The 19,410-nt window shown below is 54.0% G+C and carries 15 protein-coding genes and 1 pseudogene; 12 read left to right on the top strand and 4 right to left on the bottom strand.

Annotated features, from left to right (window positions below; all coding sequences use genetic code 11):
* Window positions 1-264 precede the first annotated feature (264 nt).
* The gene (locus tag BMW84_RS05615) at window positions 265-1,488 is read right to left on the bottom strand and encodes a glucose-1-phosphate adenylyltransferase (RefSeq protein ID WP_091065347.1); all 1,224 of its coding nucleotides are present in this window, start codon (window positions 1,486-1,488) and stop codon (window positions 265-267) included.
* Between the two features lie 216 nt (window positions 1,489-1,704).
* Here BMW84_RS05615 and glgB point away from each other — a divergent pair, with 216 nt between their 5' ends.
* Together glgB and glgA are read left to right on the top strand one after the other, a co-directional pair.
* Entirely contained in the window at window positions 1,705-3,624 is a 1,920-nt protein-coding gene (gene glgB / locus BMW84_RS05610; protein ID WP_091065345.1) for a 1,4-alpha-glucan branching protein GlgB, read from the top strand.
* Between the two features lie 50 nt (window positions 3,625-3,674).
* On the top strand, window positions 3,675-5,099 hold the full coding sequence (gene glgA, locus BMW84_RS05605; RefSeq protein WP_091065342.1) for a glycogen synthase GlgA: 1,425 nt from the start codon (window positions 3,675-3,677) through the stop codon (window positions 5,097-5,099).
* Between the two features lie 77 nt (window positions 5,100-5,176).
* On the opposite strand, the gene BMW84_RS05600 is transcribed toward glgA, so the two are convergent.
* Window positions 5,177-6,922: an alpha-glycosidase gene (locus tag BMW84_RS05600; RefSeq protein WP_091065339.1), complete on the bottom strand. Its 1,746-nt coding sequence runs from the start codon at window positions 6,920-6,922 to the stop codon at window positions 5,177-5,179.
* Between the two features lie 354 nt (window positions 6,923-7,276).
* On the opposite strand from BMW84_RS05600, the gene BMW84_RS05595 reads away from it, so the two are divergent.
* The 4 genes and pseudogenes from BMW84_RS05595 to BMW84_RS05580 all read left to right on the top strand — a co-directional run bounded on the left by BMW84_RS05595 (window position 7,277) and on the right by BMW84_RS05580 (window position 11,220).
* Window positions 7,277-8,095 (top strand): transporter substrate-binding domain-containing protein, encoded by an 819-nt coding sequence (locus BMW84_RS05595; protein WP_091065337.1) that lies wholly within the window; start codon window positions 7,277-7,279, stop codon window positions 8,093-8,095.
* A gap of 110 nt (window positions 8,096-8,205) precedes the next feature.
* Window positions 8,206-8,862: pseudogene (locus tag BMW84_RS05590) on the top strand (amino acid ABC transporter permease); the annotation flags it as partial.
* On the top strand, window positions 8,849-9,571 hold the full coding sequence (locus BMW84_RS05585) for an amino acid ABC transporter ATP-binding protein (RefSeq protein WP_091065332.1): 723 nt from the start codon (window positions 8,849-8,851) through the stop codon (window positions 9,569-9,571). The pseudogene BMW84_RS05590 and the gene BMW84_RS05585, both read left to right, overlap by 14 nt.
* Before the next feature lie 119 nt (window positions 9,572-9,690).
* A complete protein-coding gene (locus BMW84_RS05580; protein WP_091065329.1) occupies window positions 9,691-11,220 on the top strand; it encodes a Ppx/GppA phosphatase family protein in 1,530 nt (509 codons plus the stop codon).
* Here BMW84_RS05580 and ppk1 read toward each other — a convergent pair.
* Entirely contained in the window at window positions 11,168-13,282 is a 2,115-nt protein-coding gene (gene ppk1, locus BMW84_RS05575) for a polyphosphate kinase 1 (protein WP_091065327.1), read from the bottom strand. The genes BMW84_RS05580 and ppk1 overlap by 53 nt on opposite strands.
* A 389-nt stretch (window positions 13,283-13,671) precedes the next feature.
* Between ppk1 and BMW84_RS05570 the strand changes: the two genes are divergently transcribed.
* A complete protein-coding gene (locus BMW84_RS05570; protein ID WP_254772938.1) occupies window positions 13,672-14,337 on the top strand; it encodes a 3D domain-containing protein in 666 nt (221 codons plus the stop codon).
* A gap of 73 nt (window positions 14,338-14,410) precedes the next feature.
* Here BMW84_RS05570 and BMW84_RS05565 read toward each other — a convergent pair whose 3' ends face one another.
* A complete protein-coding gene (locus tag BMW84_RS05565) occupies window positions 14,411-15,289 on the bottom strand; it encodes a polysaccharide deacetylase family protein (RefSeq protein WP_254772875.1) in 879 nt (292 codons plus the stop codon).
* A gap of 197 nt (window positions 15,290-15,486) precedes the next feature.
* Between BMW84_RS05565 and BMW84_RS05560 the strand changes: the two genes are divergently transcribed.
* From BMW84_RS05560 to BMW84_RS05540, 5 genes are all read left to right on the top strand, one after another.
* Window positions 15,487-16,527 carry an NADH:flavin oxidoreductase/NADH oxidase gene (locus tag BMW84_RS05560; protein WP_091068100.1) on the top strand — a complete coding sequence of 347 codons (1,041 nt, stop codon included), beginning with the start codon at window positions 15,487-15,489 and terminating at the stop codon, window positions 16,525-16,527.
* Between the two features lie 85 nt (window positions 16,528-16,612).
* Window positions 16,613-17,317: a dihydroorotate dehydrogenase electron transfer subunit gene (locus BMW84_RS05555; protein WP_091065322.1), complete on the top strand. Its 705-nt coding sequence runs from the start codon at window positions 16,613-16,615 to the stop codon at window positions 17,315-17,317.
* The gene (locus tag BMW84_RS05550; RefSeq protein WP_091065319.1) at window positions 17,310-18,242 is read left to right on the top strand and encodes a dihydroorotate dehydrogenase; all 933 of its coding nucleotides are present in this window, start codon (window positions 17,310-17,312) and stop codon (window positions 18,240-18,242) included. Before BMW84_RS05555 ends, BMW84_RS05550 begins: the two co-directional genes overlap by 8 nt.
* 44 nt (window positions 18,243-18,286) lie before the next feature.
* The gene (locus BMW84_RS05545) at window positions 18,287-18,625 is read left to right on the top strand and encodes a prenylated flavin chaperone LpdD (protein WP_091065316.1); all 339 of its coding nucleotides are present in this window, start codon (window positions 18,287-18,289) and stop codon (window positions 18,623-18,625) included.
* Window positions 18,626-18,695: 70 nt separating this feature from the next.
* The gene (locus tag BMW84_RS05540; RefSeq protein ID WP_091065313.1) at window positions 18,696-19,364 is read left to right on the top strand and encodes a PspA/IM30 family protein; all 669 of its coding nucleotides are present in this window, start codon (window positions 18,696-18,698) and stop codon (window positions 19,362-19,364) included.
* The last annotated feature ends 46 nt before the right edge of the window (window positions 19,365-19,410 follow it).

The following is a 19,410-nucleotide window of genomic DNA, read 5'->3' as shown; positions in this document are numbered from 1 at the left end:
CCGTAGAATTGCGAGCGGAGGGACTAATTAGTTGTATATAACGGCGCTCGAGTCCGAAGCGTCTATAGGTGTACCAAACCTTGCTAAAGCGAAGCAGCAGAATTAGCGTGGTGGTGAGACACGTGTTTATCACATGCCAACCGGCCTAAGGAATAAACGCAATCATGAAAAAGCGCCCGGCGCTCCGTTCCCTTAAACAAGGGAAGCGGAAGCGCGCAGGCGCTTGAATTTGTTAAGTAAACTTGCTGTTTCCGATCTCTTGGATCAGGAAGGCAGGCTTTCCGCCCGCAGGCGGTTGGTTTTTTCGTACACCTCTTGCAGAAGGCGGGCCGGCTGGGTACGGACGACCGGCTTCGCGGCGACGATTTCGTTCGGGCCGACGACGACGATGTTGTCCGGGCTGCCTTTGATAATAGCACCATCCTTGATGACTGCGCCTTCGCCGATAATGGCGTTCTCGACGATGACGCCGCGGCCGATGCGCACACCAGGCATGATTACGCTTTGTTTGATTTGGCTGAACTTGCCGATGTCGACGCTGCCGAACACCACCGAACGCGACAGGCTGCCTTCCGTCTGGCTGGATTCATGAACCAGGCTTTCCGGCGTAGGGATATGGATACGCGGCTTGATGGATGCGGAGCGGATTCGCCGGGAACGGCTGTACATCGGCCACTGCGCGTTGTCGAGCTGGAAGCCGTCGGCCGACTTGAGCAGATCCATGTGCGCTTCCCAGAGGCTGTAAACGGTGCCCACATCTCTCCAATAACCGTCGAAGCGGTAGGCAAACAGCGCATCGTTGCCGCTCAGCATCGCCGGAATCACGTCTTTGCCGAAGTCGTGGCTCGATTCCGCTTTGGCTGCGTCGGCCAGCAGATGCTCCTTCAGGTATTTCCACTCGAAGAGGTAAATGCCCATCGAAGCGAGGTTGCTTTTTGGCGCCTTCGGTTTTTCTTCGAATTCGTAAATCTTCAGGTCCTCATTTACGTTCATCACTCCGAAGCGGCTGGCTTCGTCCCAGGCGACTTCCATGACAGAAATGGTCGCTTTGGCGCCTTTTTCGATGTGATGCTCCAGCATTTTGCGGTAATCCATATGGTAAATATGATCTCCGGACAAAATCAGCACATGCTCCGGATCGTGATTATCGATAAATTCGATGTTTTTATAAATGGCATCTGCGGTCCCTGTGTAGCTCTCCCGTCCTTCCACACCCGATGGAAGCAGTTTAACGCCTCTTTCTTCCGAACTGTGCAGACCCCATGGCTCCCCTTCGCCAATGTGCCGATGCAGCGAATCTGCTTCATATTGGGTCAGTACGCCGACCGTGTCGATCTGTGAATTCACGCAATTGCTGAGGGGGAAATCAATGATTCTATACTGTCCGCCGAAAGGGACTGCAGGCTTTGCCATAGCCGATGTCAAGGGAGCCAATCTGCGGCCTTCCCCGCCTGCCAGGAGCATGGCAATACATTCTTTTTTACTCATTTGTTATCCCTCCCATTTTTTTGTCAATGCTTGTAATATACACTCCAGGGCAGCGGATGAAACGCTTCTGTGAAATATATTGCGGTGTTAACGAAAAAATTACATAAATAAAATTGTTTACACTGCGAATACCTAATTCTGGTTATTAATCATTTTCAAAACCCTGCGATTCGGGTAATGTAATAGGTACTCCTATATCAATAAGGTGGTGATGATTTGGTTGTCTTACCAGATACAACAAACCTCCCGTCTTCGGATGATATTTACCTGTTCCATGAGGGAACCAATTATCGCAGCTACACGATGCTTGGCGCGCACATTGCCGCGGAAGAAGGGATAACGGGCGTACGCTTTACCGTGTGGGCTCCTCATGCGACATATGTAGGATTAGCCGGTGACCATAACGGCTGGGATGGAACACAGGACAAGGACTCGTTATATAAGATACCCGATTCAGGATTTTGGAGTCGTTTTTTTCCGGGGGTAATGCCGGGAACTTTTTACAAATACAGGATGATCGGTCCGGACGGAACGAGTTTTCTCAAAGCCGATCCTTATGCTTTCAAAGCGGAGGTTCGTCCCGCGACGGCATCCGTCGTAGCGGACCTCAGCGGTTACACATGGGGCGATGCCGCGTGGCAGCGCAAGAACAAACTTCCGTACAATCAGCCGGTCAACATTTACGAAATGCATTTCGGAACCTGGCGCCAGAAGGAAGACGGCGAATTTTACACTTATAAAGAAATGGCGGACCTGCTGATCCCTTACTTGACGGAAATGAGCTACACCCATGTGGAATTCATGCCGCTCGCCGAGCACCCGTATGATCTGTCTTGGGGTTATCAGGGGACAGGCTATTTTGCGACAACCAGCCGTTACGGTGAACCGCAGGAACTGATGTATTTGATCGACAAACTGCATCAGGCAGGCATCGGCGTTATATTGGACTGGGTTCCTGCACATTTTGCGAAGGACGCACATGGTTTACGGATGTTCGACGGTACTCCGCTGTATGAATATGCCGATCCCATGCTGGCGGAAAAGCCGGGCTGGGGCACATTATCCTTCGATTTCAGCAAACCTGAAATTATTTCGTTTCTCATCTCCAATGCGCTCTTCTGGTTCGAGGTTTACCATATCGACGGCATGCGCGTAGATGCGGTCACCAGCATGCTACGGCTCGACTTTGAAAAACAGGGGCATCAGTACCGGCGCAACCGCAACGGAGGCTTGGAGAACCTGGAGGCCATTCAGTTTATCCAGACCCTCAACAAAACGGTGTTCCGCTATTATCCGAAAGCGCTGATGATGGCCGAGGAATCCAGCGCCTGGCCCGGCGTGACGGCACCCGCGCATGCAGGCGGACTGGGCTTCAATTACAAGTGGAACATGGGGTGGATGAACGACACCTTGGGGTACATAGAACATGATTTTTGGGCACGTCCCCATCATCATAATTTGCTGACCTTTCCGCTTTGTTATGCGTATTCGGAGAATTACGCGCTGCCGTTGTCTCATGACGAAGTGGTGCACGGCAAAAAATCGCTGCTGGACAAAATGCCAGGCACCTATGAGCAGAAATTCGCCGGCCTGCGGCTGTTGCTTGGTTATCAGATTACGAGTCCTGGCAAAAAGCTGCTGTTCATGGGCGGCGAATTCGGCCAATTCATCGAATGGAAAGACCAGGAGCAGCTCGATTGGCTGTTACTCGATTATGAAAGCCACCGGAAAATGCTGGCGTATACCGCCGCGCTCAATAAGCTGTATTTGGGACAAAAAGCGCTGTGGGAACAAGATCATCAAATGGAGGGCTACCAGTGGATCAACGCCGACGACAGCGGCCAAAGCGTCATATCGTATGTGCGCAGCGGCAAGAAGCCGTTCGACAGCGTCATTGTGGTCATCAATTTCCAGCCGGTGGAACACAAAGCGTACCGGATCGGCGTGCCTCGTGCAGGTGTTTACGAGGAGCTCTTCAGCTCGGAGACAGTGGAGTTCGGCGGTTCAGGCTTGCATAACTTACCCGTCAAAAGCCAGAAGAATGAATGGCATAACCAGATCAACAGCATCGAGTTGACCTTGCCGCCGCTCAGTTTCCTGGTGCTTAAGAAGGCGGGACGCAAGCCGGCTAAATAAGGGACGGAGCGTATAAGAACTGCGATATTTTTAAAGGGGGAAAACCACACATGAAAGTATTGTTTGCCGCAGCCGAAGGCCATCCGTTTATCAAAACGGGCGGATTGGCCGATGTCATTGGAGCTTTGCCGAAGGCGCTCAAAGGCGCCGGAGTGGATGTACGCGTAATTCTGCCGAAATATCGCGGAATTCCGGATGCCTATACGTCCCAGATGGAGCAGGTGGCCGTCATTGATGTTCCGGTTGGCTGGCGCAGACAGTATTGCGGAATTTTGCAGACGACTTATGACGGCATCCCGGTTTATTTTATCGACAACGAATATTACTTTGGCCGCGACGGCATTTACGGTTATATGGATGACGGCGAACGGTTTGCGTTCTTTAACCGGGCGGTGCTGGAGTGCCTGCCGGCCATCGATTTCCAGCCGGAGGTGCTGCACTGCCACGACTGGCATGCGGCGGTGATCCCGCTGCTGCTGAACGCCCATTACCGGCATGAGCCGTTTTATGCGAATATGCGCACAGTGTTTACGATCCACAATCTGCTGTACCAGGGCGTTTTTCCGTATTCGGTGCTTGGCGAGTTGCTGGGCGTCGGGGATAATTACTTCCTTAGCGTCGAGTACTACGGCAACGTCAACTTCATGAAAGGCGGCATCGTGCACAGCGATCATGTAACGACCGTCAGCCCGACGTATGCGGATGAAATACGGACTTCCTATTACGGCTACGGCCTGGACGGCCTGCTGAGCTCGCGCTCGGGCAGCCTGAGCGGCATTGTCAACGGCATCGATACGAAGAGTTACAATCCGGCGACCGACCCGAAGATCTTCACCCGTTACCGCTCCAACCTGGCCAAAAAAGCCGAAAACAAAACGGGATTGCAGGAAGAGCTGGGTCTGCCGGTCAGACCGGAGATCCCGCTTGTGGCGATGGTAACCCGGCTCGTCGATTCCAAAGGCCTCGATCTGATTACCCGCGTGCTGGATGAAATCCTCTACACCGACGACATTCAATTCGTACTGCTGGGTACCGGAGACCAGGAGTATGAACGCTGGTTCCGCGAAGCGGTGTGGCGTTATCCGGATAAACTGTCCGCGCAAATTCTGTTTAACGATGGGTTATCGCGCAAAATTTACGCCGCCAGCGATATATTCCTCATGCCGTCGAAGTTCGAGCCTTGCGGCATCAGCCAACTGCTGGCGCTGCGTTACGGCAGCATTCCGGTAGTGAGGGAGACGGGCGGACTGAACGATACTGTGCATTCGTATAATGAAGAGACCGGCGAGGGCAACGGCTTTACCTTCAAAAACTATAACGCCCATGATATGATGCATACCTTGCGCCGTGCGGTTTCGCTCTATCATCAACCGGAGCATTGGAAAAAAGTGACCAAAAACGCCTTTGCCGGCGATTACAGCTGGAATGTTTCGGCGCAGGAATACATCGATATTTACAACCGGATTTTACAGTAGCATGAGCTGCAAGGCACAGCAAAGCCCTTTGAACCGGATGCACCCAGCATCCAGAGTTCAAAGGGCTTTTTGACGTTCTAAACAATTTGCCGGCTCAGAATCCGGTAACCGTAAGGATCCAGTGATACGTTCATCACGCCGTCCTCGGGAGCGACCGGCTCTCCGGTCAGGGCATCCAGCCAGTCATCCGTCTCCATCGGATGGCTGAGCGTTCGCTGCTCCGGCGAATTATTCATCCATACCGTGAAATGCGTGTGCTCGTCGGCACGCTCGTAAACGATGCAGGGATCATCCTCGCAGGCGAGCAGAAGGCGGAACCGGCCTTCCCGCAGCGCCGGATTGCTTTTGCGTAGCGCGATCATCATCCGGTAAAAATCGTACAGCTCCCGGTCCTGCCGGCTTTCATCCCACTCCATGCATTTACGGCAGTCGGGGTCTTCATTGCCCGTCAGGCCGACTTCATCGCCATAATAGATACACGGAGTCCCCATAAAAGTGAATAGGAAGACGACTGCAAGCTTCAGCTTCCGTTTATCGCCTCCGACGACCGTAAGCAGACGGGGCGTATCGTGGCTTCCCAGAAGGTTGAAGACGACCTCATTGGTCTGCTGCGGATAACGCATTAACAGGCCGCCGATCCGGTAGCCAAACGTGATGCCGTCCATACCGCCGTTGACGAATTCCAGTACCGTGCCGGAGAACGGATAGTTCATCACGGAATCAAACTGGTCCCCGAGCAGCCAGGTTAAGGAGTCGCTCCACACTTCGCCGACGATGTAGGCGTCAGGGTTGGCATTTTTGACGACCTTACGGAAATCGCGCCAGAAATGGTGATCGACCTCGTTGGCCACATCCAGCCGCCAGCCATCCACCTTGATCTCCTTGATCCAATATTCGGCGACCTCCAGCAAATAGTTGCGCACCTCGCGGTTGGCCGTATTGAATTTGGGCATATTGCCGTAAAAACCGAAAGTATCATAGGTGGGGATGCCGTTTTGGACTTCCAGGGGGTAAGCATTGATGTGGAACCAGTCCTTATAGACGGAGAACTCCCCTTTTTCCAGAACATCCTGGAACGGCGGGAACTGGTCGCTGCAGTGGTTAAAGACGGCATCGAGCATCACGCGGATACTCCTTTTGTGGCACTCGTCGACCACGCGTTTCAGCAGCTCGTTGTCGCCGAAATGGGGGTCGACATTTTTATAATCCACCGTGTCGTATTTATGGTTCGTGGGGGAGACGAAGAGCGGGGTGAAGTACACGGCGTTGATGCCCAGCGCCTGAAGGTCATCCAGATGGTCGAGCACCCCCTGCAGGTCACCGCCGAAAAAATTATCGATCCGCGGCGTTCCGCCCCATTCCTCGGTGCCCTCAGGATCGTTTTCCGGATCCCCGTTGGCGAAACGTTCGGTCATAATCTGGTAGAACACTGCATCCTTTGCCCAGGCCGGAACCCGGAACAAGTCGATCTGGTGGATGTATGGGAACTCATAGAAATGCGTCGGTGGCAGGGGACAATCGCTGCGGATGCCGTTGTCGAGCAGGTAGACATGTTCTTCGCCCTTGCTGACACGGAACGTGTAGCATAGCCGTTTATATTTCGGCCGGACTGCGCACTCCCAATAATCGAACATATCGTCCGAGGCAGCTTTTTCCATGGTGATGTCGAATGAGGTACGGCCCCAATCATATTTATCCCCGGTGAGCGCAGTGACGCTGTCGACGTCGTCCCGTTTGGTGCGCACACGCAGATGTATGGTTCTGGAATCGTAGGCGTAGGCCCACTTGTCTCTTGGTACATGGTACATGGCTTCGAGCAGCATGACAGCACCTCCTGATATCGGGATTCGCAAAATTCAAAAGCGTCCAGTTTCAATTCATTCGGTCGTGTTTGCGTACTAGCATGTTAATACCACCTGCGGGGACGCTGTGAACCAGCCTGTGATTCGGCGGTCATGAAATCGAGTATAACGATAGTACCATAGTATATCCGCTTTTTCATAGTTTGTGCAATCCGGGGGAATACTCTGAAGAGAAAATCGTCAGTGAACGCACAAAAAAACTAACTTGCGTTGTCACAAAATATTCTTTGCATAATCATGCGTCATGTTCTATAATAAGTCGGTCTGTGTTACTAGCGAATAGCAATTTCATAAGAGAATAGGGGAGAGATGGAAATGAATAAATGGGGTAAACTTTCGATGGGGCTTCTGCTGGCGGCATCCGTACTGGCTGGCTGTGGTTCCAATAACAACGCAAATGAACCGGCAAAAGAAACAGGAAACGGCGGCAATGCAGCTGCAGCCAAAAAGCTGATCCTCGGAACAAGCGCGGATTTCCCTCCGTATGAGTTCCACAAAGTGATCGATGGAAAAGATACAATCGTCGGCTTTGACATCGACATCGCCAAGGACATCGCTGCCGACATGGGCGCAACGCTTGAGATCAAGGACCTGCCGTTCGATTCCCTGCTGAACGAGCTGTCCAGCGGACGCGTGGATATGGTCATTTCCGGCCTTAGCCCGACGCCTGAACGCGCGGAAGCGGTGGGACTGTCCGACATCTATTATAAAGCGGAGCAAGCGGTCGTGGTCCGTGAAGCGGACAAAGACAAATTTGCTACCATGGACTCGCTGAAGGGCGCTAAAATCGGTATCCAAACCGGATCGATCCAGGAGGATATCGCCAAGGGCATTGAAGGCGCAAAGCTGACCTCCCTCGGTAAAATTTCCGAAATCGTCATGCAGCTGCAATCCAACCGCGTCGATGCTTCCATTATGGAAGGACCGGTAGCGAAATCGTTCGTGAAGAACGTCAAAGGGCTGGTCATCACGGACGCTAAACCTGAAGTGACGGACGACGGCTACGTCATCGGCGTAAAGAAAGGCAACGACGAGCTGCTGAATCAAGTCAACACCACGCTGGCCAGACTGATCAAAGAAGGCAAAGTCGACCAATACGTTGCGGCTGCGAGCGAACTTGCCGAAGCGGAATAAGCTTTCCGAAGAGAGAGCATCACGGGTACGGGAAAATGGCGGATTTCCGCCGTTTTCTGCGTTTTCCGGAGATTATAGTTTATATTTGACAGGAGGTAATGCCGGACATGAATGTATTCGATATCGCCTATGAATACCGCAATTTTTATTTAACCGGTCTGCAGTACACGCTGCTGCTGGCAGTGCTCGGCGTGTTCTTCGGCTTTGTGCTGGGGATTATCGTCTCGCTGCTCCGCATGTCCAAATGGAGAGTACTGCGTTTTATCGCCACTGCGTGGGTGGAGTTTCTGCGCGGCACGCCAATGCTGGTGCAGCTCTTTCTGATTCACTACGGCCTGCCGGAATTCGGCCTTAATTTTACGCCGATCCAGTCGGGCGCCATTACACTGACGATCAACAGCTCGGCTTATCTGGCCGAAATTTTCCGTGCGGGCATTCAGAACGTTGACCGCGGGCAAGTGGAAGCAGCGCGTTCGCTCGGGATGCGTCAAGGCATGACGATGCGCTACATCGTGCTGCCGCAGGCGCTCAAAAACGTGCTGCCGGCCATCGGCAATGAATTTATTACCATCATTAAAGAATCCTCCATCGTATCCATGATCGGCGTCGCGGATTTGCTGTTCCAGGCGCGTTCCATCACGACCATTACGTATGAGGGCCTGAGCCCGCTCATCGTTATCGCGGTAATGTATTTTGTAATGACCTTTACCTTGTCCAAGCTGCTCGGCTTGTTTGAACGGAGGCTGAATACCGATGATCACCGTTAATCAATTGCAGAAGCATTTCGGAAAACTGGAGATCCTCAAAGGCATCGATCTCGAGATCCATAAAGGCGAAGTTGTCGTCGTTATCGGACCAAGCGGCTCCGGCAAAAGTACCTTTTTGCGCTGCCTGAATCTGCTGGAGCAGCCGACCGGCGGCAGCATTACGTTCGAAGGCCAGTCGATCACCGACAAGAAACACGATATTAATGTCACCCGGGAAAAAATGGGCATGGTGTTCCAGCAGTTTAACCTGTTTCCGCACAAGTCGGTCCTTCAGAATATTACGCTCGCGCCGATCAAAGTGAGAAAACAGCTCCCGGCGGAAGCGGAAAAAATCGCCATGGACCTGCTGCGCACGGTAGGCCTGGAGGATAAGCGCGACGCATATCCGGCGCAGCTCTCCGGCGGCCAGAAGCAGCGCATTGCCATTGCCCGCGCGTTGGCCATGCAGCCGCATGTGATGCTGTTCGACGAGCCGACCTCGGCACTCGATCCGGAAATGGTCGGAGAAGTGCTCGAAGTGATGAAAAAGCTTGCCGATGACGGAATGACGATGGTCATCGTCACGCATGAAATGGGCTTCGCCCGCGAGGTTGGCGACCGCATCCTGTTCATGGACGGCGGCGTGATTATCGAGCAGGGCACGCCGGAGCAGGTATTCGGCAATCCGCGGCATGCGCGGACGCGCGATTTTTTGAGCAAGGTGCTTTAAAGGACGGAGAAGACAGCCGGCGGATCGGATCCGTCGGCTATTTTTTGTTTTTGCGGAGAAGAAAATGGGTGGTATAGTATATAAAACACCATAGTCCACTGGAAAGGAAGTACATAAAGATGAGCGAAGACCTGTGCCGCATAGGCATCATTGACATCGGTTCCAACTCCATCCGTCTCGTCATCTATGACACGACGCCGGAGGGAGGGTACAAGAACGTCAAGGAGTGCAAATATTCCGCCCGGCTCAGCGAGAAAATTACGAAGGACAACCGGCTCGAGCGCGAAGCAATGGATACGGTCGTACCCGTTCTGCGGCAGTTCAAGCAAATCTGCGCCTCAATGGGCGTAGAGAAGATCCGCGCCGGGGCAACGGCCGCGATCCGCAACGCGGCCAACTCGCAGGAGATTATCGACTATTTATCGGCGGCTTCGGCTATTCCGATTGAAATTATCAGCGGCCATCAGGAAGCGTATTTCGGTTTTCTCGGCGTAATCAACGCGTTCGACATTAAGGACGGTTTTGTGATCGACATCGGGGGCGGCAGTACGGAGGTGACGTTGTTCCGCGGACGGCGGCATCAGCACAGCATTTCGTTCCCCTTCGGAGCGGTCAACACTAATCTGCTGTTCGGCCACAACGGAAACTGGACGTCCGACCAAGTGAAAAAACTGGAGGCGTACGTAATCGGCAGGCTGGTCGAGCATGACTGGTTGACCGAAGGGGAAGGGCTGCCGCTCTTCGGGCTGGGGGGTACGATCCGCTCGCTCGGCAAGCTGGATCAGAAGACCCGGGATTATTCGCTGCCGAATTCCCATGGTTATGTGCTCTCCGGTGAGACGATCGAGCACTTCATGGACATGCTGCCGACCATGCCGTACGACAAACGGAAGGAGCTCGACGGCATCTCCAAAAGCCGCGGCGACATTATCGTGTCCGGCTTGATAATCTTCCGTACAGTTTACCGGTACATCGGAGCCAGTATGGCGCTGATCAGCGGGGAAGGGCTGCGGGAGGGCATGCTTCACGATCTGCTGGAGCCGGTCCAACCGGTGCGTGACAGCGCTCTGGAATACAGCTTGGGAACGATCCTGCGGTTCGGCAGCAATGCGTCGCGGGAGCATCTCGAGCATCTGTGCGCGCTGGCGTACAGCCTTCTGGACACGCTGGGCGAAGAGAGCGAACGTGAGGAGCAGCGCAAGCTGGTGTATGTTGCGGTGATGCTCCACCGGATCGGCGCCAACATCAACTATTACCAGTCCAAGCGCCATACGCGCTATTGGCTGATGAATTCACCGATCCGCGGGCTTACGCACCGTCAGCTGATTCTGTGCGCGCTGATTGCTTCCTACAGCACAAAAAGCCGGAAGCAGAAATTGTCCCAGGTGCATAAAGACATTTTGCTGGCTTCCGACGAGGAATGGATTCATAAATTGGGAACGCTCGTACAGCTGGCCGTCGCGCTGGACAGCACCGAAATCGGCATGATCCGGGGCGTATCCGCCAAGCTACACGGCAATTCCTTTGACCTGGATCTGATCGGCGACGGCGAGGTGCTGATCGGACTGGAAGACATTGAGAACGCGGTTAAGGCGTTCAGGAATGTTTGGGGATTGAAGGTAAAGCTCGGCTTCCCTTCCAACGGGTAACCTCCATAGCGGCATACTGGCTCCGGAACGGAGCCTTTTTGTCGTTCGGACGCGTATAATAGCCATTCGGCTGCAAGAAGCTGGCCTTGACATTGTCGCTTAACGTCAGATCGAGAATTTTGACGATCTGCTTTCGGATCATATTGTCTTTCACCGGACACATCAGTTCGATCCGGCGGGTCAGGTTACGGGTCATCCAGTCGGCACTGGAGATATAGACCTCCGGCTTGCCGCCATTTTCGAAATAGTAGATCCGGGAATGCTCCAGGAACCGGTCCACAATGCTGCGCACCGTAATCCGATCGCTGAGGCCCTCGATGCCCGGGCGCAGGCAGCAGACGCCGCGGACGATCAGATCGATGTTCACGCCGGTCTGAGCGGCATTGTAGAGCGTATCGATGACTTCCTGGTTGGAGAGCGAATTCATCTTGGCGATGATCCGCGCCGGACGGCCCGCAGCCGCATGCTCGGCCTCGCGCAGAATCAGCTTTTGCAGGGATAAACTCATGCTCGTTGGAGCGACGATAAACGACTGCCACTCGTGATTGGCGGAATAGCCCGTAATCTGATTGAACAGTTCCGACGCGTCCAGCCCGATTTCGGGATTGGCGGTAAACAGGCTAAGGTCGGTATAGGCCTTGGCCGTGCTGTCATTGTAATTTCCGGTGCCGACATGCACGTAACGGCGCAGTTCTGCGCCTTCCTGACGCACGATCAGCGTGATTTTGGCATGAGTCTTCAGCCCGACGAGTCCATACACGACATGGCAGCCGGACTGCTCCAGCTTGCGTGCCCATGCGATGTTACGTTCTTCGTCGAACCGCGCCTTCAGCTCCACGACGACCGTTACCTGCTTGCCGGATTCGGCGGCATGGGCAAGGGCTGTAATAAGGGGCGAGTTGCCGCTGACACGGTACAATGTCATTTTAATGGCGCGGACCTGCTCGTCCTCGGATGCCTGGGTAATAAAATCGGTCATGGCATCGAACGATTCGTACGGATGGTAGACCAGCACGTCGCGTTCGCGCAGTACCTCGAAGAAATCCTCCGTTTCATCGAACTCTGCCGGGTAGACCGGCTCGATCGGCTCCTCGAACAAATAGTTGAAACCCTTCAGGCTTCCGGCAAAGCTGCGCAGAAATCCAAGATCGAGCGGACCGTCGATTTCAAACACGAAATCCTCCAGCTCGAACTCCGCCTGCAGCTGTTCCAGTGCATAGGGATGGATGCCTTTTTGAACCTCCAGGCGGGCGGGAACGCCGCGGCGCCGTTTGCGCAGTTCTTTTTCAATCTCCTCCAGGAGGTCCTCCGCGCCTTCTTCGTCGATCGTCAGGTCGGAGTTCCGTGTCAGGCGGAATTCGCTGACGGCAACCGGATCATACCCGCTGAACAAGGTTTGTATATGATGGCGGATGACATCTTCGATGAACACGAACTGCCGCTTTTTGCTGTTGGAGCGATGGGGAAGGGGAATGCATCTCGGCAGGTTCGAAGGAATCTGCAGGATCGCGAAATAAGGCTCTTCCTCTTCGTTATGTTTTCGGGTCAGCACAACCGCCAAGTAGATGAATTGGCTATGTACCAGCGGGAATGGCCGGCTTTGGTCAACCGCCATCGGCGTAAGTATCGGAAAGATGATATCGCGGTAATACTGCTCGATGGACTGCTCCTGGGCTTGCGTCAAATCCTCGTAATCGACAAAAACAATGCCTTCCTTATGCAGGTGGCGGGAGATGTCGCGGAAGGTCCGGTACTGGTCGGCGACGATGGCAGTAACCCGCTTGCTCAGCCGCTTGTAAAGCCCGGAGGGTGTATAGCCGGTAAAATCCTTTTTCGCGTAACCGGCCCGAATCTGATCCTGGATACCCGCAACGCGGACGCTGATGAACTCATCCAGATTGCTCGACACAATCGCCAGAAATTTCGCCCGTTCCATTAGGGGATTGTCCGGATCTTGCGCTTCCTGCAGCACGCGGCGGTTGAACTCGATCCAGCTCAAATCCCGGTTCAGATAGGCCGAGGCCGGGCTATTGTGGTGATTTTTTTTCTCTTCTGCGTTCATAAGGACCTCCAACAAGTTTCAAGCATATTTATCCTATTCTATTATGCTATCATTCTACCTTTTTAGGCGGCTTGTTTTGTTAACTCTGTGTAAAATTTTATCCGATTTATTTGGGCTGTGCAAAATCTGGTATCGGGTAAGGAGAGCTGCAATCAAATTGTCATCATTTTTTGAGCGAAAAAAGGCGTAATCATGCGGGTTTATCATCGAATGGTAACAATTTCATGCGCACAGGTTACAAAATTGTGATATATTCAGAGACGTCAGTTAACAAACTATAACAGTAATTTTACGGACCGGATTACATACGTCCATAATTAATCGGATAGCGATGCCTTAACCGGCGCGATCCGCTCCTGAGGAGGACAATCATGAAGTTCAGCACCAGAATGTTCAAGACAATGGCAGCCGCAATCGGCGTTACGGCCCTGCTGCATGCTTATCCCGCACATGCCGACAGCGTACATATTGCCGGAGAGAGCACAACCTTTTACACGCTATCCAATTACTACGGAATCAGCGCGGATGAGATTATGAAGGCCAATCCAAATATCTCGGCGTTAAATATTTATCCCGGCCTCCGCTTGACCATCCCGGGGATCACCAGTATCAGCGCGAATACCGCACAGGCAGCCAAAACGGTCGCTGCGGAATCCGATGCTGCAGCCGGGACTTCGATTCTAGATGTCGAGCCCGCATCGAATACATTGACCGCCTGGGGCAAACCTTACAGCTACAATAAAGTGCTGCAGGTCAAAGCGACCGCTTACTCTTCGGCAGCCAGCGAGAACGGCAAATGGGGCGCGGTCGACTATTTCGGCAATCCGCTAAAACTGGGCACCATCGCAGTTGATCCCAGCGTCATTCCGCTCGGTACCAAGGTGCTGGTCACAGGATACACCCATCCCGGTCTTCCGAAGGAAGCGTTCGTAGCGGTTGCAACGGATATGGGAAGCGCAATCAAAGGAAACCGGATCGATATTTTCATTCCCGGCAGCCAAAGCTTTGTGTCGGATTTCGGATTCCAATACGTAAATCTATACTTTTTGAATTAGGAGTATCCTATAACAGGATTATCATAAAAACGGGCTTGCCGCTAAACGGCAGGCCTGTTTTTTCGTGCAGATGCTATTTGCCCTTGTTTACCGACAGCATCTGCGGGACGGTCATGAAGACGTAACCCCGCTTTTGCAGAATGCTGATGACCTCCGGCAGCGCCTGGATCGTGCCGCGCAGATCGCTTCCCTTGCCGCCGCCGCCATGCTGAAGAATAATCGCCCCTCTGCCCGTATGGGAAATGATGTTGTTGCGGACCTGCGCTTTGGACAATCCGCGCCAATCCAGGGAGTCGACATTCCAGTTGATGATTTTGTAGCCATGATCCTTGGCCCAGCGAAGCTGCGGCTCCCTGATCTCGCCGTAAGGCGGCCGGATCAGCCGGGGTTTGTACCCGGTGAGCGGCGTGAGAACGTGCTCGGTGCGCAGGATTTCGGTGCGGAAGACACTGACGCTGGCTTTGCTGAACTGCGGATGGTCATACGAATGGTTGCCGACCACATGGCCTTCGCTTACCATCCGCCGTACCAGCTCGGGATGTTTTTTCGCCCGGCTGCCGACGACAAAAAACGTCGCTTTGATCCGATATCTCTTCAGCACATCGAGAAGCTGCGGCGTATAACGGGGATCGGGAACATCGTCAAAGGTCAAAGCGACGATTTTGCGCCGCGGCCCCTGAGTCGATATCGCGCCAGGATATTTACGCATCAGCTGGCTGACGGTCAAACCTTTGCTGCGTTTATGCCTGTGCGCCGCTGACTGCGCGTTTGCCTGGGCCGGTACGGTCGGCTGCTGCGAAGGTTTTGTGACGACGGCTTGCTGCTTCTCCCGGAGATGTTCGGCGGGGGCTGCCGCGGCAGCGGTGCCGGGTAGAGGGCATATTTGCCCCATCGCCAAAAGTGCGGTAAATGCCGCCAGCACAGCTTTTCGAATCAAACGCCCATTGACCATTGGAACTGCCCCCTTATCTTCCTCTAATACTGATTCTTCCGTTGTTATCTCCTTACCGCCGCCGAATTATGCCCGAATGCGGACCGGCTTGATCAAATGGATAGATGAAATCGCGCCGCCATAGCGTGTATACTGGATATTGCAGAGTAGAATGCTGCCCGGTATCCGGGACATAAGAGAACGGAAGGATGAACGGAATGACGGATTTGTTTGCGCCCTATGAATTGAAGGCGTTAAGCCTTAAGAATCGGATCGTTATGCCGCCGATGTGCCAATATGCGGTTACCGAACAGGATGGTACCCCAGGCGACTGGCATTTGGTTCACTACATAAGCCGAGCTGTCGGCGGAACCGGGTTCATCATTGTCGAGATGACCGGCGTCCATCCCGATGGACGCATTACCAATCGAGATCTGGGCATCTGGGAGGACGGACAAATCTCCGCGCACCGCAGAATTACGGATGGCGTGCATGCCTACGGAGCTAAAATCGCCATCCAGCTCGGCCATGCCGGCCGCAAAGCGCTGGATGCCGAGCCGCCGGTCGCACCTTCCGCAATTGCTTTTGATGCCAAGTCCAAACAGCCGCAGGCGCTGAGCAGGGACGGCGTAGAGCAACTCATCGAAGCGTACCGCGAAGGCGCTCGCCGGGCAGTGGAAGCAGGCTATGATACGGTAGAGCTCCACGGTGCCCACGGCTACCTGATCCACCAGTTCCATTCGCCGCTGACCAATACCCGGGAGGACGAATACGGACAGGATCTGTTTCTCTTCGGGGAAAAGGTCGTACGTGCCGTCAGAGACGTTCTGCCGGCCGAAATGCCGCTGCTCATGCGGGTGTCGGCAAAAGAATACGTCGACGGCGGGTATGACGAGAATTACGCCCTTGAATTCTGCCGCCGATATATGGAAGCGGGCGTCGACCTGTTCCATGTCTCGTCCGGCGGCGAAGGGCCGATTGGATCAAACGGCGGACCGAATGCGGGGCCGGGCTATCAGGTGGCCTTGGCGGAATTTATCCGCAGCGCGCTGCATGTACCGGTGATCGCCGTAGGCAGGCTTGACGCCTATGAGGAGGCGCAGGCGGTAGTCGCGGAGGAGAAGGCGGAGCTTGTCGCTATCGGTCGCGGTCTTTTAAGCGATCCGTACTGGGCGCTACATGCCGAAGAGGCGCTTGGCGGGATCGATAGTGCTCATGTACCGAAGCCATACGAGCGCGGGGTATGGAAGCGAAAATAGTTCTTAATCATGTGAACTATGTCACAGAATTTATACTCCTTCTAAGGCATGGTTAATAAGATAAAATTTGAAGGAGCTTGATAACGTGGCAACGGTAATAAGTAACGAGCTGCTGGCTGACGGAGTGTACCACCTTCAGGTGGAAAGCGGTCAAGGCGGCGAGATGGGCCAATTCTACATGCTGCGGGCATGGGATGCCTATCCGCTGCTCTCCCGGCCGCTGAGCATACATCTGGCCCGGCCTGATCGTATTGAATTTCTGTATCATGTTGTAGGTGAAGGAACCCGGATGTTTGCGGAACTGAAGCCGGGGGACAAGCTCCAATTGGAAGGTCCGTTCGGAACCGGGTTTCCGCATGTTGAAGGAAGAATCGCCCTCGTCGGCGGCGGAATCGGCATCGCTCCGCTGTATTATTGCGCCCATGAACTGCCGGACAGCGACATTTATCTCGGCTTCAGCCGGGAAGCATTCCGTACGGATGCTTTCCGCGAACTCGCAGCGGAATTGACGGTGGATGTCGGCGGTTTGATTCTGGATTCCGTCGATTTCTCCGAATATGACCATATTTTCGTGTGCGGACCGCATCCGATGCTGAAAGCGGCGCAGCTGAAGTGGATCGCCGCCGAGACGTCCGGCCATCGCCCGAACGTATATTTGTCGCTGGAGAACCGGATGGCCTGCGGCATCGGCGCCTGCCTCGTGTGCAGCGTATCCTGCCGCGACGGACAGCGCAAAGCCTGTGCCGACGGGCCGGTCTTTTTGGCGGAAGAGGTGATTTTCCATGATTAATACCACTGCTACCATCGCTGGGGTTAAATTCAAGAATCCGATCGTCATGGCCTCCGGTACGTTTGGCTTCGGCAGGGAATACGGCAAGTTTTACGACGTCTCCATGCTGGGCGGCATTTCCGGCAAGGGACTTACGTTGAACCCGAAAGCGGGAAATCCAGGCGTACGCGTCTATGAAACGGCTTCAGGCTTGCTCAACAGCGTCGGCCTGGAGAATCCGGGCGTCGAAGCGTTCCTCGCCAAAGAGCTGCCCTATTGGGAGACGCTCGACACGGCCCGGATCGTTAACCTGGGCGGGAATACGCTGCAGGATTATGTCCGCGGCGCGGAGCTGATCCAGGAAGACGCGAACGCACGCAAAGCATCAGGCCGCAAAGCCGTGGATATGATCGAACTCAACATCTCTTGCCCGAATGTCAAGGAAGGCGGCATTGCGTTCGGCGTTAAAACCGTTGCCGCCAAAGAGGTGGTGCGTGCGGTCCGCAAAGCGACCAAGCTGCCGCTGGCCGTGAAGCTCTCTCCGAACGCAGAGGACATCGCCGAAATGGCGCAGATGTGCGAAGCGGAAGGCGCGGACGCCGTGTCGCTGATCAATACGATCTCGGGCATGAAGATCGACGTACGCCGCCGGCGCAGCGTCTTCAACAATCTGTATGCCGGCTTGTCCGGTCCGGCCATTAAGCCCATTGCCCTGCGTATGGTTCATCAGGTAGCCACACGCGTGTCCATTCCGGTCATCGGCATGGGCGGTATCACCTCGGCAACGGACGTTATTGAATTTATAATGGCAGGCGCTACTGTCGTCCAGGTCGGAACTTACAACTTTATGAACCTGCGTGCGGGCAGTGAACTGGTCGAACAATTGCAGCAATTCATGCTCGAGGAGAACATCATGTCGCTCGGCGAAATCCGCGGCATTGTTTAGACCTAGCCTTTGGGGTTATTATAGTAGACAATAGGAGGATGCTCATGTCAGTTGAACTGAAAGGTTATGAAGATATCGAGCTGTCCTCCATCGAGGTCGGGCGCGACCTGCTCCTCCTGATTACGGGGGGAGAACGGCATATCGGCGCAGCCAGCACCGCATATACCTACGGGGAAGAAGTGAAAGCCGCGACTACCGCGGTACCCCATCATAAAGAGCATACGCTCAGCGAAGCGATCGCCCTGAAGGCAGCAGCACGGCTCGGAAAAACGGTCACCGTCGTGATGGGTATCCATTACGACAATTTGAGCAAAGAAGGCATCGCCGCAGTCGTGGAAGCCGTGAACCGGAAAGTCGATTATTTTTTGTTTGAACAAAAATGAAACGGCAATGGCACTCTCTGCGTAAAAGATTAGCAAATGCGATTGACTAATTTTACTGGAGGAATGAACGATGTCCATTTTTAAAAGATTGCGTGACCTGACCATGTCCAATATCAATGCCATTATCGACAAAGCGGAAGACCCGATCAAGATGACCGACCAATACATCCGCGACATGACCGAAGATCTGGAAGATGCCGAGAAGGCCGTCGCCGCCCAAATCGCCATCGAGAAAAAGTTCAAGCAGCTGTACGAAGAGCAGCAGGAGCTGGTGGAACGCCGTAACCAGCAGGCGCATACCGCGGCACAAGCCGGCAACGTCGATCTGGCCCGCCGGGCGCTCGAAGAGAAGAAGTCGGCAGAGATCAAGCTGAACGAGTACAAAACAAGCTTTGACCAAAACAAAGCGTCTGCCGACAATCTGCGCGGCAAGCTGGAGGAAATGCGCAAACAGCTGGGCGAAATGAAGAACAAACGCGAAACGCTGGTTGCCCGTTATAACGCAGCCAAAGCGCAAACCGAAATCAACAAGGCGATGAGCGGCTTCTCTTCGGATTCCGCTACTGCCGGTCTTAAACGGATGGAAGAAAAAATGCTGCAAGCGGAAGCGCAGGCAGAAGCCAGCAACGAAATGAATTCCGGCAAAAAATCACTTGACGACGAATTCGCCGCACTGGGTAAAGATAAAGCGGTGGAAGACGAGCTCGCCGCGCTGATGAAGCAGTACGAAAAACAATAATATCGCGTTTTACCGGTGATCATCCGGCATCAGTCAGGCGAAGGGG

Source organism: Paenibacillus sp. NFR01, assembly GCF_900111565.1.
Classification (GTDB): domain Bacteria; phylum Bacillota; class Bacilli; order Paenibacillales; family Paenibacillaceae; genus Paenibacillus_AQ.
Note: the sequence above shows the minus strand (reverse complement) of the source record. Positions and strands in the feature narration are given on the sequence as shown.